The following is a 20,955-nucleotide window of genomic DNA, read 5'->3' on the forward strand; positions in this document are numbered from 1 at the left end:
CGTTCGGCGGGCGTTCCTCCCGGGACGCGCCCGCGCTATCGGTGTCCGCCGCGGCCCGGGCGGAAGTCCTCGGCCGCGAGCAGCCCGGTGTCCGGGTTGTCGGTGAAGATTCCGTCGATGCCCAGTTCGAAGTACGCGCGGAAGGCGCCGAAAGCGTCACCGTAGTCGGCCGGGTCGGTGCCCTTGCGGTATTCGGTCGGCAGGAAGCTGTTCTCGTTCCGCGCGGTGTAGGGGTGGAGCACCAGTCCGCGGGCGTGGGCGTCGCGCACCAGCGTGGTGGGGGTGCCGAGCCTGCCGTCCGCGGTGCGCGGCACGATCAGGTCGAGGGTCGGGCCGATCCCCTGGGCGAAGCCGGCGATCCACTTCAGCCCGTCGGGCGTGACCAGGTCGGCGACGGTGCGCGGGTCGCCGGCGGCCTCGAAGTCCCAGGGGCGGGTGTTGGCGGCCGACAGCAGCACCACGCGGGGCGCCGAGACCAGTCGGGCGAGCCGTTGGATGCTGGACGGCTCGAACGACTGGAGGAAGAGGGGCGCGTCGCGGCCGTCGCGGCCGTACCGGCGCAGCAGTCGGGCGAGCGGCTCCTCCAGACCGAGGCCCAGTCCCCGGAAGTAGGTGGGGTGCTTGGTCTCGACGTGCAGCCAGATCCGCCTGCCACGCCTTTCGCCCTCGCGGTCCGCCCAGCGCAGCACCTCCTCGAAGGTGGGCACGGCCCACCGGCCGTCGTAGAGGGTGTTGCGCCGACGGACGGCGGGGATGCGTTCCTTGGCGCGCAGCGTCTTCAGTTCGGCGAGGGTGAAGTCCTCGGTGAACCAGCCCGTGACGGGCACCCCGTCGACGGTCTTGGTGACGCGCCGGGAGGCGAACGCGGGGTGGTCGGCGACGTCGGTGGTGCCGCCGATCTCGTTCTCGTGGCGGCACACGAGGTGGCCGTCCCTGGTGGGGACGAGGTCCTGCTCGATGACGTCGGCGCCCAGGTCGAGGGCCAGCCGGTACGAGCCCAGGGTGTGCTCCGGCCGGTAGCCCGAGGCGCCCCGGTGGCCGATCACCGTCGGGACGGGGAGGTCCCGGTAGCCGCCGCGCCCCGTGGCCGCGGTCGCCGCCGCGGCGGTCGGCGCGGGGAGTCCGACGAGTCCGCCTCCCGCCGCCAGGACCGCCGCTCCCAGTACCGCGCGTCGCGCCGTCCCACCCTGCGTCATGACCGCCACTCCCCGTTCGGACAAGGGCCGGTGGTCACGGGACCTCGGTTGGCCCGGTGTCAGACGGCCCGAATCGGCGTGCCGATGGTAGGCAGCGGTCGATGGCCCGGAGGGGCCGCCTGGCCGAATTTGGCGCGAACGCGCGTCAACACTGCGTATCCGACACGTGAACCCGATGTGCGATCAGTGATGACCCGCGAGTATCGTCCTCACCTGCACTACCACTGTGTGGTGCGCAACCCGCGTTTCGATGCCGGAGGGCTCACGTTGTTCCGTACCGCGCTCATCAAGGCCACCGTCGGACCCGTCATGCGGCTGATGTTCCGCACGAAGGTGGAGGGCATCGAGAACATTCCGGGCACCGGTGCGGTGATCCTCGCGGGCAACCACCTCACCTTCATCGACTCGATGATCCTGCCCCTGGTGTGCGACCGGACGGTGCACTTCATCGGCAAGGACGAGTACGTGACGGGCAAGGGCCTCAAGGGTCGCGTGATGGCCTGGTTCTTCACCGGCTCCGGCATGATCCCGGTGGACCGCGACGGTGCCAACGGCGGGGTCGCGGCCCTGATGACCGGTCGCCGGATTCTCGAAGAGGGCAAGATCTTCGGCATCTACCCGGAGGGCACCCGCTCCCCCGACGGCCGGCTCTACCGCGGTCGCACCGGCATCGCCCGTCTGACCCTGATGACGGGCGCGCCCGTGGTCCCGTTCGCGATGATCGGCACCGACAAGCTCCAGCCCGGCGGCAAGGGCATGCCCCGCCCGGGGCGGGTCACCCTGCGCTTCGGCGAGCCGATGGAGTTCTCCCGGTACGAGGGCATGGACCGCGACCGCTACGTGCTGCGCGCCGTCACCGACTCGGTGATGGCCGAGGTCATGCGCCTGTCCGGCCAGGAGTACGTCGACATGTACGCCACCAAGGCAAAGGCCGCCTGAACCAAGGCGAAGGCCGCCTGATCGTCGCCGCGCCGCCGCTACTGGCGGCGCAGTGACCGGCTGACGCCCGCCGCGGTGGTCGTGGCGAGGACCCAGCCGGTCACGATCAGCAGGTACGACAGCCACTGGTACCAGCCGCGTGGTGCGAAGGCGCCCTCCTGCCCGAATCCGATGATCGGCAGCATCAGGTCGAGCGTGTAGAACACCGCGTTGAACTGCGGCACCTCGTCCGCCTTCAGCGCGGGCGGCGGCTCCAGACCGTACGCGATCCACCCCGTGAGCAGCAGGGCCGTCAGCCAGCCGGCCGCCCGCATCGGCCGGTATCCGTAGCCGACGGTGACGTCCTGGAGCAGTCCCCAGAGCCGTGCGTGCCGTGGCTGGGTGCGCCGGTGTCGGCGGAGTTTGGCGAGTTGGACGGTCCGGGCGGCGAGTTCGTCGCCGACCGTGCGGTAGGCCGCGGAGAGCTGTTCGTAGGCGTACGGAAGGTAACCGGACTCCTCGTGCTCCAGCGCGGGCAGCCGTTGCTCGGCCGGCAGGTGGGGGGCCAGGGTGCGGTAGGTCAGGCCGTCGAGGTGGATCCGCTCCGGCCAGGCGTCGGGCTCGACGTGGAGCAGGTCGAAGGTGGAGCGGCGCAGGTTGACGTCGCCCCGGAGCCTCGGGCAGGACCGCAGCCAGACCTCGCCGATCACGCAGCTCGACGCGCGCAGGGCGACGCCGCCGGGGTTGACCAACCGGGCGTGGGCGAAATTGAGCTGGCCGGGGATGCGGGCTCCGCTGAGGTTGACGCGGCCCCGGGCCTCCATGTGCATGGCCCGCAGGTCGGTTCCGACGGTGAGGTTCTCGGCGTGCAGGGCGGTGCCGCCGGGGGCGGACAGACGGGCGCCGTCGAGGTTGACCTGGCCGCCGACGACGGCGCCGTTGACGCGGGTCTGGCCGTGGACGGTGAGGTCCATGGCGATGACGTCGGTGCCGATGTGGGCGTGGTTGATCTGGAGCAGCGGTTCCTCGTCCGATTCCTGTCCGCCCGGCGCGTCCGGGTTCCCGAGGACCGCCCGCCGGATGAAGAGGCCGCCGGATATGCGGGCGCCCTGGAGGCGGACGGGCCCGGTGATCCGGCAGCAGGACAGCCGCAGCGCGATGTCGACGCTCACGGTGGCACCGGTCAGGCCGGGCAGGGTGGAGTCGGACAGGACGAGGGCGCGCAGCTGGGCCCCGTGGACGAGGGGCTTGCGTTCGAACCAGCAACCCCGCAGGCGGATCCCGTACGGCACGATCGCGTACTTGAGGTCCAGCTTGCCGGTGATCCGGGCGCCCCTGACGTTGAGCCCCGGCACCTGGCCGGTGGCCGGGGCCCCGCTCAGCACCAGGGCGGTGATCACCTCGGCGCGCAGGGTCCGCTCGGGCCCCCAGGAGCCGCCGTCCGAGGAGTCCTCGTCGGGCGACGTCCTGAAGTCGACGCCTTCGCCGCGCGGGAAGGCGTCCCATACGCGGCGCTCGGCCGGCGTCAGCTCGTTGATCTCCATCGCCGGGATGGTGTCCCGCTTGTCGACGGCCTGTCAACCATGGGCGGGACACCGTCCCTTGAGGGGATCACGGCACCGCGGTCAGTGCTCGATCCCGTCCTGGAGCTCCTGCCCCTTGAGCAGGAACCAGGCGGCCACGGCGGTGGCCAGCAGCACGGCCGCGCCGACGCCGGAGGCGAGTCGCAGCCCGTCCACGAAGGCGACCTGTGCCGCGTCGACCATCGTCCGGGCGGTCTCCGGGTCCAGCGACTTGGCCGCTTCGACGGCGCCGCCGAGCGATTCGTGCGCCGCGTCGGCGACCGGGCCGGAGACCGACGCCGGGGCGGTGAAGCTCTGGTAGACGCCGGTGACGATGGAGCCGAGCAGGGCGATGCCGAGGGCGGCGCCGAGTTCGTACGCGGTCTCGGAGACGGCCGAGGCGGACCCGGCCTGCTCCTTGGGGACGCTGGAGAGGATGACGTCGGCGGTGACCGTGAAGGAGAAGCCGGCGCCGAGGCCGACCACGAGCAGGGCCGCGCCGAGCAGCGGGTAGCCGGTCTCCTTGTGGATCACGGTGAGGACGGCCAGGGCCGCGCCGATGGCGGCGAGACCCCCGCTGACCAGCACCCGTACCGAGTACTTGCGGGCGTACCGGCCGGCGAGCAGACCCGTGGCCACCGCGCCGATCGCGGCGGGCAGCTCCGCCAGGCCCGCCTCCAGCGGTTCGCGCCCCTGGACGAGCTGGAGGAACTGGGACAGGAAGAAGACCAGGCCGGACAGTCCGAAGACGGTGAGCAGGTCGGCGAGGACGGCGCCGGAGAAGCCGCGGTGCTTGAACAGCCTCATGTCGAGGAGCGGTGCGGTCAGCGTGAACTGGCGGCGCACGAAGGCGTAGAGCGTGCCGATGCCCAGGAGGGCGATGCCGGCGGCCTCCCACGAGGGCCCGTGGGTGGCGGCTTCCTTGACGGCGTAGACGACGGCGATGATGCCGACGAGGGAGAGGCCGACGCTGATCAGGTCCCAGGGCCCGGCGACCGGGTTCCTGGACTCGGGAAGCAGCTTGATGCCGACGATGACCAGGACGATCATCACGGGGAGGTTGATGAGGAAGACGGAACCCCACCAGAAGTGCTGGAGCAGCGCTCCGCCGACGACGGGGCCGACGGCCGCGCCGGCCGAGGCGGTGGCGCCCCAGATGCCGATCGCGAGGCTGCGCTCCCGGGGGTCGTGGAAGATGTTGCGGATCAACGCGAGGGTGGACGGCATCAGGGTGGCGCCGGCCACGCCGAGGAGCGCGCGGGCCAGGATCATCATCTCGGGGCTGCTCGCGTACGCGTTGAGCACGGAGACGGCGCCGAAGGCCGTGGCTCCGATGAGCAGCAGCTTCTTGCGGCCGATGCGGTCGCCGAGGGAGCCCATGGAGACGAGCAGGCCGGCGATGACGAAGGAGTAGATGTCGCCGATCCACAGCAGTTGGGTGCCGGACGGCTTGAGGTCCTCACTGAGGGCGGGGGTCGCGAGGCCGAGTACGGTGGCGTCGACCGCGACCAGCAGCACGGCCAGGACGAGCACGGAGAGCGCCAGCCAGCGGCCTCGGCTCTGTCCCTCCGTCCCCGTCCGCCTGCTCAGCTCTTCGGTACGACTCATTTCTCCACACTCCGTCGTGCGCCACCGAGCAGCAGCTCGATGATCATGTACTGAAAGTCCTTGGCCGCGACCCGGCCGTCCATGACGGCCCAGGCGCAGGTGCCGACCAGCCCGTAGAGGGCCTCGGTGAGCCACGCGGGGCTCAGGTCGATCCTGATGTCCCCCTCTTCCTGGCCGCGCCGGAAGAGGGCGTTCACGCGGGCGTCGAGCCGGGCCCAGCCCTCGTTGACCTCGTCGCCCTCGAACAGCTGGTTCTCGGTGACGAGGAAGGCCAGCAGCTGGGCGTTGGGCTCCACCTCGGCGACGAGCCGTGTGAGCGCGTCGACGGCCGTGTCCTCGCCGAGGCGGGCTTGGTCGAACGCCACCTCGAACTCGCGGATCCCCAGATCCTCCAGGGCCCGTACGAGGGCGTCGCGCCCGGCGAAGTGCCGGTGGAGGGTCGCGCGGCCGATTCCGGCGGCGCGGGCGACCTCGTCCATCGTCGCGGTCGATTTGCGGGAGAGCAGGGCCGCCGCGTCGCGGAGCACCTGGTCACGATCCATGGCCATGAGACAACCATAACCCGAATGAGACAACTTTGTCTCATCGGGGTGATCCAAAACCAAGCTGCCCCGCAGGGCGGCGAAAGGAATCCTGTCGAGATGAACCCGAGACACCGCCCCCTGCTGCTGATCGACGTCGACGGCCCGCTGAACCCGTACGCGGCCAAACCGCAGAGCCGCCCCGAGGGCTACGGCACCCATCGCATGCGCCCCACCGGCTGGACCGGGGCCGAGAGCGCGAAGCCCCTGCGGGTCTGGCTGAACCCCGACCACGGCACGGCGCTGCTCGCCCTGGCGGAGACCTACGAGCTGGTCTGGGCGACGACGTGGAAGGACGAGGCCAACGACTGGATAGGCCCCCGCCTGGGTCTCCCCCGCCTGCCGTACATCGACTGGCCGCAGATGCACGGCCGGGCGCCGCGCGGCACCTTCTGGAAGACGCAGTACGTGCTGAAGTACGCCGGAGGGCGGCCCTTCGCGTGGATCGACGACGACATCACCGCGATGGACCGGGAGTACGTGGACCAGCGCCATCCGGCGCGCACCCTGCTGATGCGCATCGACGAACGGATCGGGCTGACCCCGGCCGACTTCGACGCGCCGGCGCACTGGGCCGCGTAGACGCCCGGGAACCCCCGGAACGGGCGGGGCTCGCGGAACGGGCGGGGCTCGCGGAGGCTGCGGGGCGGCACGCCGAAGGGGGCGTCCGGAGCGGGTGCTCCGGACGCCCCCTTCGGGTCGCGCGGCTACTGCTTGTGGATCGCCCAGGCGTGCTGGATGACCAGGTCGGCCTTGAGCTCGGTGAGCTGGGTGGCCACCGCCGAGGGGGCGGTGCCGCCGCGACCGTTGCGGGAGGCCAGGGCCCCGGTGACGTTCAGAACGGTGCGGACCTCGGGGGTGAGGTGCTCCGAGATCTTCGCGAACTGCTCGTCGGTGAGCTCGTCCAGCTCGATGTCCAGCGCCTCGCACTCCTTGACGCACTCGCCGGCGACCTCGTGCGCCACCCGGAACGGCACACCCTGCTTGACCAGCCACTCCGCGATGTCGGTGGCGAGGGAGAAGCCCGCCGGAGCGAGTTCCTCCATCCGCTCCCGGTTGATCGTGAGGGTGGCCATCATGCCGGTGAAGGCGGGGAGCAGGACTTCGAGGGTGTCGCAGGAGTCGAAGACGGGCTCCTTGTCCTCCTGGAGGTCCCGGTTGTAGGCGAGCGGGAGGGCCTTCAGGGTGGCGAGCAGGCCGGTCAGGTTGCCGATGAGCCGACCCGACTTGCCCCGCGCGAGCTCGGCGATGTCCGGGTTCTTCTTCTGCGGCATGATCGACGAGCCGGTGGAGAAGGCGTCGTGCAGGGTCACGAAGGAGAACTCCTTCGTGTTCCAGATGATGATCTCCTCCGCGATCCGGGACAGGTTGATCCCGATCATCGCGGTGATGAAGGCGAACTCGGCGACGAAGTCGCGGGACGCGGTGCCGTCGATCGAGTTGCCGACCGAGCCGCGCTCGAAGCCCAGGTCGGCGGCGACCGCCTCCGGGTCCAGGCCCAGCGAGGAGCCCGCGAGGGCACCCGATCCGTACGGGGAGACCGCGGTCCGGGTGTCCCACTGGCGCAGCCGCTCGGCGTCCCGGGACAGGGACTGCACGTGGGCCAGCACGTGGTGGGCGAAGAGCACCGGCTGCGCGTGCTGGAGGTGGGTCCGACCCGGCATGGCCACGTCGGCGTGCGTCTCGGCGAGGCCGACCAGCGCGTCCTGGAGGTCCGCGATCAGGCCGCCGACGATCCGGGCGTGGTCGCGCAGGTACATCCGGAAGAGCGTGGCCACCTGGTCGTTGCGGGACCGGCCGGCGCGCAGCTTGCCGCCGAGGTCGGCGCCGAGCCGCTCCAGGAGGCCCCGCTCCAGGGCGGTGTGGACGTCCTCGTCGGCGATGGTGCCGACGAAGGAGCCGTCGGCCACGTCGGCCTCCAGCCGGTCCAGACCGTCGGTCATCCGGTCCAGTTCCTCGGCCGTCAGAAGACCCGCCTTGTGCAGGACACGGGCGTGGGCCCGGGAACCGGCGATGTCGTACGGCGCGAGGCGCCAGTCGAAGTGGACCGACGCGGACAGTTTCGCGAGGGCCTCGGCGGGGCCGTCGGCGAACCGGCCGCCCCAGAGCCGGACGTCACCACCGTTGTTGCTGCTCACAGCTACTGCTCCTCAGACTGCATGCTCGGATGTGCGCGGACTCCCCGCCGCGGAGGTGTCGGGGAGGCCGACGTCGTACTGCGTAACGACCCAACGACTGGACTCAGGCGAGGTCGCGGCGTGCGGCGATCTTCGACGACAGGCCGAAGATCTCGATGAAGCCCTGGGCCTTGGACTGGTCGAAGGTGTCGCCCGAGTCGTAGGTGGCCAGGTTGAAGTCGTAGAGCGACACGTCCGACCTGCGCCCCGTGACGACGGCTCGGCCGCCGTGCAGGGTCATCCGGATGTCGCCGGTCACGTACCGGTTGGCCTCGTCGAGGAAGCCGTCCAGGGCGCGCTTGAGCGGGGAGAACCACAGGCCGTCGTAGACCAGCTCGCCCCAGCGCTGCTCGACCTGCCGCTTGTGGCGGGCCAGTTCGCGCTCGACGGTGACGTTCTCCAGCTCCTGGTGGGCCGTGATCAGCGCGATGGCGCCCGGGGCCTCGTACACCTCACGGGACTTGATGCCCACGAGGCGGTCCTCGACCATGTCGATCCGGCCGACGCCCTGGGCACCGGCGCGCTCGTTGAGCTGCCGGATGGCCTGGAGCACGCTGACGGGCCTGCCGTCGAGGGCGACCGGGACCCCCTCCTCGAAGGAGATCACGACCTCGTCGGCCTCGCGAGGGAGGGCCGGGTTCGCGGTGTACTCGTAGACGTCCTCGATCGGCGCGTTCCAGATGTCCTCCAGGAACCCCGTCTCGACCGCGCGCCCGAAGACGTTCTGGTCGATGGAGTACGGGGACTTCCTGGTCGTCGCGATCGGGAGGTTCTTCTCCTCGCAGAAGCCGATCGCCTTGTCCCGGGTCATCGCGTAGTCGCGGACCGGGGCGACGCACGTCAGGTCGGGGCCGAGGGAGGCGATGCCGGCCTCGAAGCGGACCTGGTCGTTGCCCTTGCCGGTGCAGCCGTGGGCGACGGTCGAGGCGCCGTGCTTGCGGGCGGCCGCCACCAGGTGCTTGACGATGACCGGCCGGGACAGGGCCGACACCAGCGGGTAGCGGTCCATGTAGAGGGCGTTCGCCTTGATCGCCGGAAGGCAGTACTCGTCGGCGAACTCGTCCTTGGCGTCCGCGACCTCGGCCTCGACGGCGCCGCAGGCGAGGGCGCGCTCGCGGATGACGTCGAGGTCCTCGCCGCCCTGCCCGACGTCCACCGCGACGGCGATGACCTCGGCGCCCGTCTCCTCGGCGATCCAGCCGATGGCGACGGAGGTGTCCAGACCGCCCGAGTAGGCGAGTACGACGCGCTCGGTCACGGTGCCTCCTCAGGGGGTGTTCGACACGATGCATTCAACGACAGGCATAACTATGCACTGCTCCGTATGTTTCGTCAATCGACCGTGTCCGCTCGCCTCTGGCCTGCGGTTATTCAATGGCCCTCGCCGGATGAACGTCCGTAGCATCGGCGCATCAAGCCCAAGGAAGGCGGCGCCGACGTGCGCGTACACCGGGAAGAACACCTCCGGACGGGGCAGAACGCGGCCCGCCCGGGAGCGGACGTCCGACGGGAACTCGCGGACGCCGGGCCGGCGGCGTGGATCGCGTTCGACCAGGAGGTCCGCAGCCGACTGCGTGACGACCCGGGCGACTCGGCCGGGCCCCGGGAAGGCCTCCACGAGACCCTGCTGTGCCACCCCGACGGGCGGATCCGCGAGGCCGCGCTCGAACGGGCCGAACGGTGGCCCGAACTCGTCGCGATCCGGTGCGCCGACTGGGCGCCGGCGGTACGGGACCGGGCCCGCCAGGCGCTCGGCGCGCTCCTGCGCACCGACCCCGAGCGCGCCGCTCGCACCCTCGCCGGGCGGTTCGACGCCCGCGCCCTGGCCCGCCTCGCCGCGACCGACCCCGACCCCGTCACCGCCCGACTGTGGGCCGACGCGGTCACCCGGCTGATGGCCGCCGACGGGCCCGACGACGAGGCCGTCGACCTGCTGCTCGGCGCGCGGTCACCGACGGTCCGCGCCACCGGGGTCACGGCACTGCGCGGAGCCGGACGGACCCGGGAGGCGACGCGCCATCCAACGGACCGCTCCGGCCTGGTGCGGGCCTGCGCGCGATGGCTCGTCGGCCAGGGCGGCGGCGACCCCTTCCCGCACTGTCTGGAGCTGGTGACGGATCCCGGGCGGGTCACCGCTCACGCCGTGGCGGGCTTCGCCGAGCGCCCGCCGCACCGACGGCCCGCGGCTGCACGCCCTGCTCACCCACCCCGACGGACGGGTGCGCGCCGCGGCCGTCGCCGGGCTGCGGCTCCTGGACGACAACGACGACAACACCGGCATCGCGGCGCTGACCGCCCTGTTGGAGGACCCCTGGCCGGCCGTGGTGCGCGAGGCCTCCCTCAGCCTGCTCCCGGCATCGGGGCGTCTGGACACCGACCGGCTGGTCGAACAGCTCGAGGCGGACCGCCCCCGGCACCTGCGCCGGGCCGCCTTCCGGCTGCTGCGGGCACGACGCGGCATCACGGAACTGCGGGCCTGCGTCGCGCTGGTCGGGGACCCCGACCCCCGCCTGCGGGCGACGGCCCGTGCCACCGTACGGGGGTGGAACTGGCAGCTCAGTCTCCACACGGATGACACGGACCGGCCGGAACTCGCGGAGCCGTTGCGGCGCTCGGCGGGGCTGTTCGACGCGTACGAGATGGGGGTGCGACGCTCGCGCCTGGGTCTCACGAGGTGAAACGTGCGGTGGTCGCCCGGCGTGACAGGAGATGATCAGGTCATGGGAAAGCTCTATGAACAGATCGACGGCCGCCTGCGGAAGTTCATCGAGGAACAGCCGGTCTTCTTCACCGCGACCGCCCCGCTCGCCGGGGACGGTCATGTCAACCTCTCCCCCAAGGGCCGCGCCGGGACCCTCGTCGTCATCGACGAGCAGACCCTCGCCTACCTCGACTTCGGCGGGAGCGGTGCCGAGACCGTCGCCCACGTCCGCGAGAACGGCCGCATCACCCTGATGTGGTGCGCGTTCTCCGGTCCGCCGAACATCGTGCGCATCCACGGCGAGGGCGAGGCGGTCTTCCGTGACGATCCGCGCTGGGGCGAACTCATCGCCCTGTTCGGGGAGGCCGACGGGCCCTCGGCGCGGGCGATCGTCGTGGTCCACGCCCGCCGGATCGCGGACGTGTGCGGTTACGCCGTCCCCCTCATGGACTACCAGGGCGAGCGCACCCTGCACGCGGAGTACTTCGGCCGCAAGACGGACGAGGAGTTCGCCGAGTACTGCGAGAAGAAGGACCACATCGGAACGAGTCTCGACGGCCTGCCTGCACTGCCTCTGCCCCTCCCTGCCCGTACCGTCTGACGGGTGCTGCGTACCGCTCTCCTCGCCGGCTCACTGTTCGTCACCGGCCTGCTGTGGCCCGGACCCACACCCCTGCCCGCGCGCCTCGCCGACACCGGGGGCGGCAGTCAGCTGATCGTCGCCGTCGCCCCCTCCGCCGGATCCACGACGGGCCGGCTCACCTGGTGGGACCGGCGCGCGGGCCGCTGGTACGAGGCGGGCAGCGCCCCCGCGCGGTTCGGGGCGAACGGCCTGGCCGAGGGCGCCACCCGGGTCCAGGGCACGAACACCACCCCGACGGGCCTGTACGGACTGCCGTACGCGTTCGGCATCGCGGCTGCGCCCGCGGGCACGGAGTACCGCACCCGATACCGGCGGGTGACCGAGCGTTCCTGGTGGTGCCAGGACAACGCGTCGAGCAGCTACAACCGCTGGGTGGAGCCGCTGCCGGCCGACTGCGCGCCGGGCGAGGCCGAGCACCTGGTCACGTACCGGCAGCAGTACGCGTACGCGCTGGTGATGGACTTCAACTACGACCGGCCCGTACGCGGCCGGGGCGCGGGCATCTTCCTGCACGTCAACGGCAAGGGGGCGACGGCGGGCTGCGTGTCCGTGCCGGAGCGGTCGATGCGCGCGATCCTGCGCTGGGCGGACCCACGCCGCCGCCCGCACATCGTGGTCGGCACGCAGGACGGCCCGCTCGCCGCGACCCGGTACTAGGCCCTGCCGTCGAAGTCCCGCCCGGCCCGCGGCGCCCGATGCCGCACCTCGCCGCGTTGTCGGGGCGCTCCGGGTCGGCCGGGCGCCCCTCGACGGTACGCCCGCCGGCTCCGCGCGCTCGCGCCGCGCGTCCGTGTGCCCCGCGCGCCGCGGCCACGGACCCGCAGGCGGGTGGCGACGGGGCCCCGTCGCGGCTCCCGGTCTCCGAGGCCGCGGTGCACCAGGGTGGTCCGTCGGGCGTCCAGCGCCGTCAACGCCGGATGCCGCCGCGCCCGGTGGCGCTGCGCCGACAGGTCGGGCACGGCCGTGGCCGCGAGCATCCTGCGGTTGACGGATTCCGCGCAGCACAGGGCCACGAGCGCCGCCGCGGTCGCCAGGGTCGAGGCCCACTGGGCGGCCGTGTGCGGCGGCCGCCTCGGTCGCGTGGCCGGTGACGACGGCGGAGTGGTACGGGTCCACGTCGAGGCCGGCGACGGCCTCGGCGAGGGCCCGGTCGGCGGCGGCCCTGTGCCACCACCGCACGCCGATGGCCCCGTACAGGAGGCAGGCCACGACGGTCAGCGAGGCGGGCAGGGCGAAGGAGTGCACCCGTGGAGGCCAGGGGGCGAACAGGCGTTCCCGACAGCCGATTTCACCGCCCCTCGCGGGGCTCAGCTCTCCTTCTGCGCCAACCGCAACAGGTGGTCGGCGAGGGCCTGACCGCCCGCCGGATCCCGGCTGATGAGCATCAGGGTGTCGTCGCCGGCGATGGTGCCGAGGATCTCCCGGAGTTCGGCCTGGTCGATCGCGGAGGCGAGGAACTGGGCCGCACCGGGCGGGGTGCGCAGGACCACGAGGTTCGCGGAGGCCTCGGCGGAGATCAACAGCTCCCCGGAGAGGCGCCGCATGCGCTCCTCCTTCGCCGACTCGCCGAGCGGGGCCTGCGGGGTGCGGAAGCCGCCCTCGCTGGGAACCGCGTAGATCAGCTCGCCACCCGTGTTGCGGATCTTCACCGCGCCCAGCTCGTCGAGGTCCCGCGAGAGCGTCGCCTGCGTGACGCTCAGCCCGTCGTCGGCGAGCAGCTTGGCCAACTGACTCTGCGAGCGCACCGGTTGCCGGTTGAGGATGTCCACGATCCGGCGGTGGCGTGCGGTGCGGGTCTGGGGGACGGACTGGCCGTTCTGCTCATGTTCCTGCGCCTGACTCATCGTCGTCTCATTCCCCGGTTCGTCCGTCCCCGTTGGCTGCGTCCCTGGCTGCGTCGAGCACGCCGGGCAGGGCCCGGAGGAACGCGTCCGCCTCCGCCTCGGTCAGTACGTACGGGGGCATCAGCCGTACGACGTCGGGGGCGGGCGCGTTCACCAGGAAGCCGGCGTCCTGAGCCGCCTGCTGCACCAGGGCTGCGAGCGGCTCGGTCAGCACGATACCCAGCAGGAGGCCGGCGCCGCGGACGTGGGACACCAGGCCGTGGCCCAGGCCCTCGATCCCGGAGTGCAGCCGCTCGCCGCGCGCCTTGACCCGGTCGAGCAGGCCGTCGGCGGCGATGGTGTCGATCACGGCGAGGCCGGCGGCGCAGGCGACCGGGTTCCCGCCGAAGGTGGTGCCGTGCTGGCCGGGCCGGAGCAGGTCGGCGGCCGGGCCGAAGGCGGCGACGGCGCCGATCGGGAGGCCGCCGCCCAGGCCCTTGGCGAGCGTGACGAGGTCGGGCTCGACGCCCTCGTGGGCGTGGTGCTCGAACCACTGGCCGCACCGCCCGATGCCGGTCTGCACCTCGTCGAGCACGAGCAGGGTCCCGGTGGCCCGGGTGATCTCGCGGGCGGCCGTCAGGTAGCCGGCGGGCGGGACGACGACGCCGTTCTCGCCCTGGATCGGCTCGATGATCACCAGTGCGGTCTCCTCGGTGACGGCGGCCCGCAGGGCCTCCACGTCGCCGTAGGGGACGTGTGTGACGTCGCCGGGCAGGGGCAGGAAGGGCTCCTGCTTTTGGGGCTGGCCGGTGAGCGCGAGGGCGCCCATGGTCCGGCCGTGGAAGCCGCCGTCGGTGGCCACCATGTGGGTCCGCCCGGTCAACCGGCCGATCTTGAAGGCGCCCTCGACGGCCTCGGCGCCGGAGTTGCAGAAGAAGATCCGCCCCGGGCGGTCGAAGAGCTGGAGCAGCCGCTCGGCGAGCGCCAACACCGGCTCGGAGGCGTACAGGTTGGAGACGTGGCCGAGGGTGGAGATCTGCGAGGTGACGGCCGACACGATCGCCGGGTGCGCGTGACCCAGGGCGTTGACCGCGATGCCGCCGACGAAGTCGGTGTACTGCCTGCCGTCCGCGTCCCAGACCTGGGCGCCCTCGCCGCGCACGAGGGCCAGCGCCGGGGTGCCGTAGTTGTCGGTCAGCGCGCCCCGCCAGCGGGCGCTGAAGCGCTGGTTGCCGGTCTCCTGGTTTCCGCCGGTCATGCGGGTTCCCCTCCCTGTGCGTCGGGCACGACCATCGTGCCGATTCCCTCGTCGGTGAAGATCTCCAACAGGATCGAGTGCTGGACCCGTCCGTCGATCACGCGGGCGGTGTTCACGCCGTTGCGCACGGCGTGCAGGCAGCCCTCCATCTTGGGCACCATGCCGCTGGACAGCTCGGGCAGCAGTTTCTCCAGCTCGCCGACGGTGAGCCGGCTGATCACCTCGTCGCTGTTCGGCCAGTCCGCGTACAGGCCCTCGACGTCGGTGAGGACCATCAGCGTCTCGGCGCCCAGCGCGGCGGCGAGGGCCGCGGCCGCCGTGTCGGCGTTGACGTTGTAGACGTGGTGGTCGTCGGCACTGCGCGCGATGGAGGAGATGACGGGGATCCGGCCGTCGGCCAGCAGCGCCTCGATCGCGCCCGTCTCGATGGCGGTGATCACCCCGACCCGGCCGATGTCGACGAGTTCGCCGCCGATCTGCGGGCTGTGCTTGGTCGCGGTGATGGTGTGGGCGTCCTCGCCGGTCATGCCGACCGCGAGCGGCCCGTGCTGGTTGAGCAGCCCGACCAGCTCGCGCTGGACCTGCCCCGCCAGCACCATGCGTACGACGTCCATGGCCTCCGGCGTGGTGACGCGCAGGCCCGCCTTGAACTCGCTGACCAGGCCCTGCTTGTCCAGCTGGGCGTTGATCTGCGGTCCGCCGCCGTGCACCACGACGGGCCGCAGCCCGGCCTGGCGCAGGAAGACCACGTCCTGGGCGAAGGCCGCCTTGAGGTTCTCGTCGATCATGGCGTTGCCGCCGAACTTGATCACGACGATCTTGCCGTTGTGGCGGGTGAGCCAGGGCAGGGCCTCGATGAGGATCTCGGCCTTGGGGAGCGCGGTGTGCTTCCTCGCGGTGCTCATGAGCTGTACGCGCTGTTCTCGTGGACGTACTCGGCGGTCAGGTCGTTGGTCCAGATCACCGCGGACTCGGAACCGTTCGCCAGGTCGGCGGTGATGCGGACCTCGCGGTCCTTCATCGAGACCAGCTCGCGGTCCTCGCCGACCGAGCCGTTGCGGCACACCCAGACGCCGTTGATGGCGACGTTCAGCCGGTCCGGGTCGAAGGCGGCCCGGGTGGTGCCGATGGCGGAGAGCACCCGGCCCCAGTTGGGGTCCTCGCCGTGGAGGGCGCACTTGAGGAGGTTGTTGCGGGCGATGGACCGGCCGACCTCGACCGCGTCGTCCTCGCTGAGCGCGCCCACGACCTCGACGCGGATGTCCTTGCTCGCTCCTTCGGCGTCGCCGATCAGCTGCCGGGCGAGGTCGTCGCAGACCGTCCGTACGGCCTCCGCGAAGTCCTCGTACTCGGGCACCCGGCCGGAGGCGCCCGAGGCGAGCAGCAGCACGGTGTCGTTGGTGGACATGCAGCCGTCGGAGTCGACCCGGTCGAAGGTGGTGCGGGTGGCGGCGCGGAGCGCCTTGTCGAGGGCGGGTGCGTCCAGGTCGGCGTCGGTGGTGAGGACGACGAGCATGGTGGCCAGCCCCGGGGCGAGCATTCCCGCGCCCTTGGCCATGCCGCCGACGGTCCAGCCGTCCCGGGTGACGGTGGCCGTCTTGTGCACGCTGTCGGTCGTCTTGATGGCGATGGCCGCGTCCTCGCCGCCGTCGGCGGAGAGGGCGGTGACCGCGGTCTCGACGCCGGCGAGCAGTTCGTCCATGGGCAGCAGGACGCCGATCAGGCCGGTGGAGGCGACGGCGATCTCGCCGGCGTTGTGTTCGCCGCCGAGCGCCTCGGCGACCTTCTCCGCCGTGGCGTGGGTGTCCTGGAAGCCCTTGGGTCCGGTACAGGCGTTGGCGCCACCGGAGTTGAGGATCACGGCGCTGACGGCGGCGCCGCGCAGGACCTGCTCGGACCAGTGCACGGGCGCGGCCTTGACGCGGTTGGAGGTGAAGACGCCCGCGGCGGCCAGTCGCGGCCCGTTGTTGACCACGAGGGCCAGGTCCGGGCTGCCGTTCGCCTTGATTCCGGCGGCGATGCCCGCCGCCGTGAATCCCTGTGCTGCCGTGACGCTCACGGTGCGACTCCGATCGTGGAAAGTCCGAGGCCCTCGTCGAGACCGAGGGCGATGTTCATGCTCTGCACCGCGCCGCCGGCGGTGCCCTTGGTCAGGTTGTCGATGGCGCTGATCGCGATGATCCGTCCGGCGGACTCGTCGTACGCCACCTGCACGTGGGCGGCGTTGGAGCCGTGGACGGACTTCGTGACCGGCCACTGCCCCTCGGGGAGGAGGTGCACGAAGGGCTCGTCGGCGTAGGCCTTCTCGTACGCGGCGCGGACCGCCTCGGCGGTGGTGCCGGGGAGGGCCTTGGCGGAGCAGGTGGCGAGGATGCCCCGGGCCATGGGCACCAGGGTCGGTGTGAAGGACACCGAGACCCGCCGGCCCGCGAGGGGGCTGAGGTTCTGCACCATCTCGGGCGTGTGGCGGTGGCCGCCGCCCACGCCGTACGGGCTGACGGAGCCCATGACCTCGGAGCCGAGCAGGTGGGGCTTGAGGGCCTTGCCGGCGCCGGAGGTGCCGGTGGCGGCCACGATCACGGCCTCCGGCTCGGCGAGCCCGGCGGCGTAGGCCGGGAACAGTGCGAGCGAGACGGCGGTCGGGAAGCAGCCGGGAACGGCGATACGCTTGGCCCGCTCCAACGCGGCGCGGGCGCCGGGGAGCTCGGGAAGCCCGTAGGGCCAGGTCCCGGCGTGCGGAGCGCCGTAGAACCGGTCCCAGTCGGCGGAGTCCTTGAGGCGGTGGTCGGCGCCCATGTCGACGACGAGCACGTCTTCGCCGAGCCGCGCGGCGACGGCGGCGGACTGGCCGTGCGGCAGGGCGAGGAAGACGACGTCGTGCCCGGCGAGGACCTCGGGCGTGGTCGCCTCGAGGGTCCGGGCGGCGAGCGGCACGAGGTGCGGTTGCAGGGTGCCGAGGGATTGGCCCGCGTTGGAGTTGCCGGTCAGCGCGCCGATCTCCACCTCGGGGTGCGAGAGCAGCAGGCGCAGGACTTCACCGCCCGCGTATCCGCTCGCTCCGGCCACCGCTACTCGTACCACCATCGGACCCTCCTCATCGATGGCATGACTATACGTATCTATGCACGTTTATGCAAAGCAGCGGTTGCCCGCCGGCCCAACCATCGTGCACGGTCACAACCGCTCAGCACGCGTCAGCGCGGGTCCCGATCGCCGCCCGCTCCGGTGTCGGCCGTCCGTTTCGGTCGCGGGGCGCGGCAGAGTGGGGTCATGAACGCAGACGACAGGAACATTCTGGCGCGGGGACGAGTCGCGACCCGGTTGCCCGCGCAGGACCTGGAGCGGGCGAGGCGCTTCTACGCCGAGCGGCTCGGCCTGGAGCCCGTGGACGAACGGCCGGGTGGTCTGTTGTACCGGTGCGGGGGCACGGAGTTCGTCCTGTTCGAGTCCACGGGGGCGTCTCCCGGCACGTTCACCCAGATGGGATGGGTGGTCGACGACCTGACGTCGGTCGTGTCGGAGCTCCGGCGGCGCGGGGTGCGGTTCGAGGAGGTCGACGTGCCCGGGTTGCACACCGAGGACGGGATCGCCGAGATCGAGGGGAACTACCCGAGCAAGGGTGCGCGGGGTGAGCGCGCCGCCTGGTTCCGCGACAGCGAGGGGAACCTGGTGGGGATCGGCGAGCCCGTCCTCTGACGGGGACCGGCCGGCCGGACCCGACCCGCTCGCCTCAGCCGAGCGGGTGCCGCAGGTCGGAGAAGGCCCACAGCAGGACCTGGTCCCAGCCGCGGGCGGGCAGGGCGCCGGCGCCGCGGCCTTCCGCGTGCAGGGCGAAGGGCAGGCTGAACGCCCTGGCGACCACGGCGTCGCCGTCCGTGGCGACCAGCACGTGATCGGGGAACTCGGCCACCATGCGCGGGTACGGCAACCAGGCGAGCGAGTCGTGGCCGGCGAACGATGGCCACGGGTCCTTCATGTCCCAGAGCCGTCGGGCCGGTTCGGGACGTCGGGCCACAGTGGTGGTCTCGATGCCGGTCATGGGCGCAGGCCAGGCCGGGCCCGCGCGCCCTTCAACCGAATTGCGGGGCGGCGTCACGCGTGGGGGCCGAGGCCGGATCGCAGCCGTTGGGCGGCCTCGGTCAGCTCGCCCGCGCCCGCGACGCCGGCGAAGCTGAGCCGTACGTAGGGGCCCGGCGGTTCCGCGCCGAAGTAGGGGCGGCCGGGCGCGACCGCGACGCCGGCGCGCAGCGCCGACGCGACGAAGGCCGCCTCGTCCGCGCCGTCCGCGAGCCGGAGCCACAACTGGTATCCGCCGGAGGGTGGATGGGGAACGGTCAGGGCGGGCAGTTCCCGGCGCAGGGCGCCCGCGAGGACGTCCCGGCGGTGCCGCAGCTCGGCGGCGACGGCCCGCAGGTGCCGGGGCCAGGCGGGCGCGCCGACCAGTTCGAGGGCGGCCTCCTGGAGCGGGCGGGAGACGAAGAAGCTGTCCACGACCTGGATGGCGCGCAGCCGGTCGAGTACCGGTCCCCGGGCGGCCAGCGCTCCCACGCGCAGGCTGGGCGAGGTCGCCTTGGTGAGCGAGCGGACGTGGACGACGACCCCGTCGGCGTCGTCGGCGGCGAGGGTGGCGGGCAGTGGACCGGCGTCCTCGTGGGCCAGGTTCCGCGCGTAGTCGTCCTCGACCACGAAGGCCCCGGCCGCGCGCGCGATCCGTACGACCTCCGCGCGGCGCGCGGTCGCGAGGACGGAGCCGGTCGGGTTCTGGAACAGCGGCTGGCAGACGAAGACGCGGGCGACCGTCGCCTCGAAGGCCGCCGCCAGCAGCTCCGGGCGGACCCCCTCGGCGTCGACGGGGACCGGCACGGGTCGGCAGCCGGAGGCGCGGGCGATGGCGAGCAGTCCGGGGTAGGTGGGCGACTCCACCAGGATCGGCGCGCCGGGCGGCGCCAGTGCCCGCAGCGCGGTGGTCAGGGCGCTCTGCCCGCCCGCGGTGACCAGCACGTCGGCGGCCGACACCGCGCCGCCGATCTCCCGGGCGAACCAGTCGCGCAGCTCGGGCAGCCCTTCCACCGGGGGCCTGCTCCACGCGCCGGGCCGGCGGCCGGCGCGGGCGAGGGCGGCCGCCATGGCCCGCTCGGGCTGGAGCGAGGGGTGCAGGTATCCGCTGTTGAGCTCGATCACCCCGGACGGCGGGGCGGCCAGCGAGACGAGCACACCGGAGGCGTCCACGGACCGCGGGACCACGTCGCCGGCGCCCTCCCCGCTGAGGGTGACCTCCTGCCAGGAGGTGTCCCCGGAGGCGGGTTCCGCCGAGCGGGGTCGGGCCCGGAACACCCCGGCGCCGGGTCGGGTGACGACGAGCCCCTCGGCCGCGAGCAGGGCGAGGGCGCGCGACACGGTGACCGGACTGACCCGATGGTGCTCCACGAGGGCCCGACTCGACGGCAGCTTTCCACCTACCGAGTAGCGGTTCAGTTCCGACTTGAGGGATTCAGCCAGCTCGGCCGCACTGCTACGCTCGTACATGACAGCACAGAATAGCGCTACTCGCCCGACCCCGATAGCGGTTCAGCACGGGGCCGGAAGCGGATCCGCTCTCGCCGCGCTCGGGGTCGTCGCCTTCTCGCTGACCTTTCCCGCCACCGCCTGGGGCCTGGAGAGCTTCGGCCCCTGGTCCCTCGTCGCCGTGCGCAGCGCCCTCGCCGCGGTGATCGCGGGCGCCTTCCTGCTGGCCCGCCGGGTACCGCTGCCCGACCGCGCGCACTGGGCGGGGCTCGCCGTCGTCGCCGCGGGGGTCGTCGTCGGCTTCCCCCTGCTCACCACCCTCGCGCTCCAGACCTCCACCACCTCGCACGCCGCCGTCGTGGTCGGTCTGCTCCCGCTGACCACCGCCGTGGTGTCCTCGCTGCGTACGGGGGCCCGGCCGTCGAGGCGGTTCTGGGCCGCGGCCGTCGCGGGGGCGGTGATCGTGCTCGGCTTCACCCTGGGCCAGAGCGGCGGCTCCCTCTCGGCCGGCGACGGCTACCTCTTCGGGGCGCTGCTCGTGTGCGCCGCCGGCTACACCGAGGGCGGGCGGCTCGCCCGCCTGCTGCCGGGCTGGCAGGTGATCGGCTGGGCGTTGGTGCTGTGCCTGCCGCTCAGCATCGCCGGTTCGGTGCTGGGGCCGGCGTACGAGCCCGTGCACCTGACCTGGCACGGGGTGATCGGACTGGTCTGGGTGGCGGCGGGCTCGACCTTCCTGGGGCTGTACGTCTGGTACCGCGGCATGGCGGAGATCGGCGCGGCCCGGGCGAGCCAGCTCCAGCTCGCGCAGCCCCTGCTGACGCTGGTCTGGTCGGTGGCGCTGCTCGGCGAGCACATGTCCCCGGCCGCACCGGTGGCGGCCGGTGCGGTACTCGTCTGCATCGCGGTGACACAGCGGGTCAAATAATGCTGGAACGACCTAAACTGCTAGCACCGGATCAGACCGCCTTGTGAGGGAGGCCGGC

At 72.4% G+C, this 20,955-nt stretch carries 20 protein-coding genes; 7 read left to right on the forward strand and 13 right to left on the reverse strand.

Translation table 11 applies throughout. The features are described from left to right. Positions 1-35 precede the first annotated feature (35 nt). Complete coding sequence (locus tag ACQEVM_RS24190) at positions 36-1,196, reverse strand: glycerophosphodiester phosphodiesterase (protein ID WP_433082322.1); 1,161 nt, start codon at positions 1,194-1,196, stop codon at positions 36-38. Between the two features lie 189 nt (positions 1,197-1,385). Here ACQEVM_RS24190 and ACQEVM_RS24195 point away from each other — a divergent pair, with 189 nt between their 5' ends. After that, complete coding sequence (locus tag ACQEVM_RS24195) at positions 1,386-2,135, forward strand: lysophospholipid acyltransferase family protein (RefSeq protein ID WP_329446515.1); 750 nt, start codon at positions 1,386-1,388, stop codon at positions 2,133-2,135. Between the two features lie 38 nt (positions 2,136-2,173). Here ACQEVM_RS24195 and ACQEVM_RS24200 read toward each other — a convergent pair whose 3' ends face one another. The 3 genes from ACQEVM_RS24200 to ACQEVM_RS24210 all read right to left on the reverse strand — a co-directional run bounded on the left by ACQEVM_RS24200 (position 2,174) and on the right by ACQEVM_RS24210 (position 5,832). Then, positions 2,174-3,658 carry a membrane-associated oxidoreductase gene (locus ACQEVM_RS24200; RefSeq protein WP_433082325.1) on the reverse strand — a complete coding sequence of 495 codons (1,485 nt, stop codon included), beginning with the start codon at positions 3,656-3,658 and terminating at the stop codon, positions 2,174-2,176. 81 nt (positions 3,659-3,739) lie between these two features. Next, positions 3,740-5,284 (reverse strand): MFS transporter, encoded by a 1,545-nt coding sequence (locus ACQEVM_RS24205; protein WP_433082327.1) that lies wholly within the window; start codon positions 5,282-5,284, stop codon positions 3,740-3,742. Continuing rightward, positions 5,281-5,832 carry a TetR/AcrR family transcriptional regulator gene (locus tag ACQEVM_RS24210; protein ID WP_433082329.1) on the reverse strand — a complete coding sequence of 184 codons (552 nt, stop codon included), beginning with the start codon at positions 5,830-5,832 and terminating at the stop codon, positions 5,281-5,283. Before ACQEVM_RS24210 ends, ACQEVM_RS24205 begins: the two co-directional genes overlap by 4 nt. A 93-nt stretch (positions 5,833-5,925) precedes the next feature. Between ACQEVM_RS24210 and ACQEVM_RS24215 the strand changes: the two genes are divergently transcribed. After that, positions 5,926-6,447 carry an HAD domain-containing protein gene (locus tag ACQEVM_RS24215; RefSeq protein ID WP_433082331.1) on the forward strand — a complete coding sequence of 174 codons (522 nt, stop codon included), beginning with the start codon at positions 5,926-5,928 and terminating at the stop codon, positions 6,445-6,447. A gap of 125 nt (positions 6,448-6,572) precedes the next feature. On the opposite strand, the gene argH is transcribed toward ACQEVM_RS24215, so the two are convergent. Together argH and ACQEVM_RS24225 are read right to left on the reverse strand one after the other, a co-directional pair. Next, on the reverse strand, positions 6,573-8,003 hold the full coding sequence (gene argH / locus ACQEVM_RS24220; RefSeq protein WP_433082333.1) for an argininosuccinate lyase: 1,431 nt from the start codon (positions 8,001-8,003) through the stop codon (positions 6,573-6,575). Between the two features lie 103 nt (positions 8,004-8,106). Then, complete coding sequence (locus ACQEVM_RS24225; protein ID WP_433082335.1) at positions 8,107-9,300, reverse strand: argininosuccinate synthase; 1,194 nt, start codon at positions 9,298-9,300, stop codon at positions 8,107-8,109. Between the two features lie 928 nt (positions 9,301-10,228). Between ACQEVM_RS24225 and ACQEVM_RS24230 the strand changes: the two genes are divergently transcribed. From ACQEVM_RS24230 to ACQEVM_RS24240, 3 genes are read left to right on the forward strand one after another with little or no spacing between them, the layout of a single operon-like run. Further along, entirely contained in the window at positions 10,229-10,720 is a 492-nt protein-coding gene (locus ACQEVM_RS24230) for a hypothetical protein (protein WP_433085345.1), read from the forward strand. 42 nt (positions 10,721-10,762) lie between these two features. Beyond that, positions 10,763-11,344, forward strand: coding sequence for a pyridoxamine 5'-phosphate oxidase family protein (locus ACQEVM_RS24235; protein ID WP_433082337.1), 582 nt, complete (start codon positions 10,763-10,765; stop codon positions 11,342-11,344). A 3-nt stretch (positions 11,345-11,347) separates the two neighbouring features. Further along, positions 11,348-12,043 carry a L,D-transpeptidase family protein gene (locus tag ACQEVM_RS24240; RefSeq protein WP_433082339.1) on the forward strand — a complete coding sequence of 232 codons (696 nt, stop codon included), beginning with the start codon at positions 11,348-11,350 and terminating at the stop codon, positions 12,041-12,043. Between the two features lie 650 nt (positions 12,044-12,693). Here the strand turns inward: ACQEVM_RS24240 and ACQEVM_RS24245 are convergent. From ACQEVM_RS24245 to argC, 5 genes are read right to left on the reverse strand one after another with little or no spacing between them, the layout of a single operon-like run. Next, entirely contained in the window at positions 12,694-13,230 is a 537-nt protein-coding gene (locus ACQEVM_RS24245; RefSeq protein ID WP_214938308.1) for an arginine repressor, read from the reverse strand. 7 nt (positions 13,231-13,237) lie between these two features. After that, on the reverse strand, positions 13,238-14,467 hold the full coding sequence (locus tag ACQEVM_RS24250; RefSeq protein ID WP_433082342.1) for an acetylornithine transaminase: 1,230 nt from the start codon (positions 14,465-14,467) through the stop codon (positions 13,238-13,240). Next, positions 14,464-15,372: an acetylglutamate kinase gene (gene argB, locus ACQEVM_RS24255; RefSeq protein ID WP_267797522.1), complete on the reverse strand. Its 909-nt coding sequence runs from the start codon at positions 15,370-15,372 to the stop codon at positions 14,464-14,466. Before argB ends, ACQEVM_RS24250 begins: the two co-directional genes overlap by 4 nt. Further along, positions 15,369-16,526, reverse strand: a complete 1,158-nt coding sequence (gene argJ / locus ACQEVM_RS24260; protein WP_433082344.1) for a bifunctional glutamate N-acetyltransferase/amino-acid acetyltransferase ArgJ — start codon at positions 16,524-16,526, stop codon at positions 15,369-15,371. The genes argB and argJ overlap by 4 nt, the downstream gene beginning before the upstream one ends. Then, on the reverse strand, positions 16,523-17,551 hold the full coding sequence (argC, locus tag ACQEVM_RS24265; protein WP_433082346.1) for an N-acetyl-gamma-glutamyl-phosphate reductase: 1,029 nt from the start codon (positions 17,549-17,551) through the stop codon (positions 16,523-16,525). The genes argJ and argC overlap by 4 nt, the downstream gene beginning before the upstream one ends. 186 nt (positions 17,552-17,737) lie before the next feature. Here argC and ACQEVM_RS24270 point away from each other — a divergent pair, with 186 nt between their 5' ends. Further along, positions 17,738-18,163, forward strand: coding sequence for a VOC family protein (locus tag ACQEVM_RS24270; protein ID WP_433082348.1), 426 nt, complete (start codon positions 17,738-17,740; stop codon positions 18,161-18,163). Between the two features lie 34 nt (positions 18,164-18,197). Here ACQEVM_RS24270 and ACQEVM_RS24275 read toward each other — a convergent pair whose 3' ends face one another. Both ACQEVM_RS24275 and ACQEVM_RS24280 read right to left on the reverse strand, forming a co-directional pair. Further along, positions 18,198-18,506, reverse strand: coding sequence for a hypothetical protein (locus ACQEVM_RS24275; protein ID WP_433082350.1), 309 nt, complete (start codon positions 18,504-18,506; stop codon positions 18,198-18,200). A gap of 53 nt (positions 18,507-18,559) precedes the next feature. After that, positions 18,560-19,993: a PLP-dependent aminotransferase family protein gene (locus tag ACQEVM_RS24280; RefSeq protein ID WP_433082352.1), complete on the reverse strand. Its 1,434-nt coding sequence runs from the start codon at positions 19,991-19,993 to the stop codon at positions 18,560-18,562. On the opposite strand from ACQEVM_RS24280, the gene ACQEVM_RS24285 reads away from it, so the two are divergent. Continuing rightward, positions 19,992-20,897: a DMT family transporter gene (locus ACQEVM_RS24285; protein WP_433082354.1), complete on the forward strand. Its 906-nt coding sequence runs from the start codon at positions 19,992-19,994 to the stop codon at positions 20,895-20,897. The two genes, ACQEVM_RS24280 and ACQEVM_RS24285, sit on opposite strands and share 2 nt — an antisense overlap. Positions 20,898-20,955 lie beyond the last annotated feature (58 nt).

Source organism: Streptomyces sp. CA-243310, from assembly GCF_050936775.1.
Lineage (GTDB): Bacteria > Actinomycetota > Actinomycetes > Streptomycetales > Streptomycetaceae > Streptomyces.

Bases quoted from the DNA above. Each gene is read 5' to 3' on its own strand.
- ACQEVM_RS24190 (WP_433082322.1), bottom strand. From the start codon at position 1,196: ATGACGCAGGGTGGGACGGCGCGACGCGCGGTACTGGGAGCGGCGGTC.
- ACQEVM_RS24195 (WP_329446515.1), top strand. From the start codon at position 1,386: ATGACCCGCGAGTATCGTCCTCACCTGCACTACCACTGTGTGGTGCGC.
- ACQEVM_RS24200 (WP_433082325.1), bottom strand. From the start codon at position 3,658: ATGGAGATCAACGAGCTGACGCCGGCCGAGCGCCGCGTATGGGACGCC.
- ACQEVM_RS24205 (WP_433082327.1), bottom strand. From the start codon at position 5,284: ATGAGTCGTACCGAAGAGCTGAGCAGGCGGACGGGGACGGAGGGACAG.
- ACQEVM_RS24210 (WP_433082329.1), bottom strand. From the start codon at position 5,832: ATGGCCATGGATCGTGACCAGGTGCTCCGCGACGCGGCGGCCCTGCTC.
- ACQEVM_RS24215 (WP_433082331.1), top strand. From the start codon at position 5,926: ATGAACCCGAGACACCGCCCCCTGCTGCTGATCGACGTCGACGGCCCG.
- ACQEVM_RS24235 (WP_433082337.1), top strand. From the start codon at position 10,763: ATGGGAAAGCTCTATGAACAGATCGACGGCCGCCTGCGGAAGTTCATC.
- ACQEVM_RS24245 (WP_214938308.1), bottom strand. From the start codon at position 13,230: ATGAGTCAGGCGCAGGAACATGAGCAGAACGGCCAGTCCGTCCCCCAG.
- ACQEVM_RS24250 (WP_433082342.1), bottom strand. From the start codon at position 14,467: ATGACCGGCGGAAACCAGGAGACCGGCAACCAGCGCTTCAGCGCCCGC.
- argB (WP_267797522.1), bottom strand. From the start codon at position 15,372: ATGAGCACCGCGAGGAAGCACACCGCGCTCCCCAAGGCCGAGATCCTC.
- argC (WP_433082346.1), bottom strand. From the start codon at position 17,551: ATGGTGGTACGAGTAGCGGTGGCCGGAGCGAGCGGATACGCGGGCGGT.
- ACQEVM_RS24270 (WP_433082348.1), top strand. From the start codon at position 17,738: ATGAACGCAGACGACAGGAACATTCTGGCGCGGGGACGAGTCGCGACC.
- ACQEVM_RS24275 (WP_433082350.1), bottom strand. From the start codon at position 18,506: ATGACCGGCATCGAGACCACCACTGTGGCCCGACGTCCCGAACCGGCC.
- ACQEVM_RS24285 (WP_433082354.1), top strand. From the start codon at position 19,992: ATGACAGCACAGAATAGCGCTACTCGCCCGACCCCGATAGCGGTTCAG.
- ACQEVM_RS24280 (WP_433082352.1), bottom strand. From the start codon at position 19,993: ATGTACGAGCGTAGCAGTGCGGCCGAGCTGGCTGAATCCCTCAAGTCG.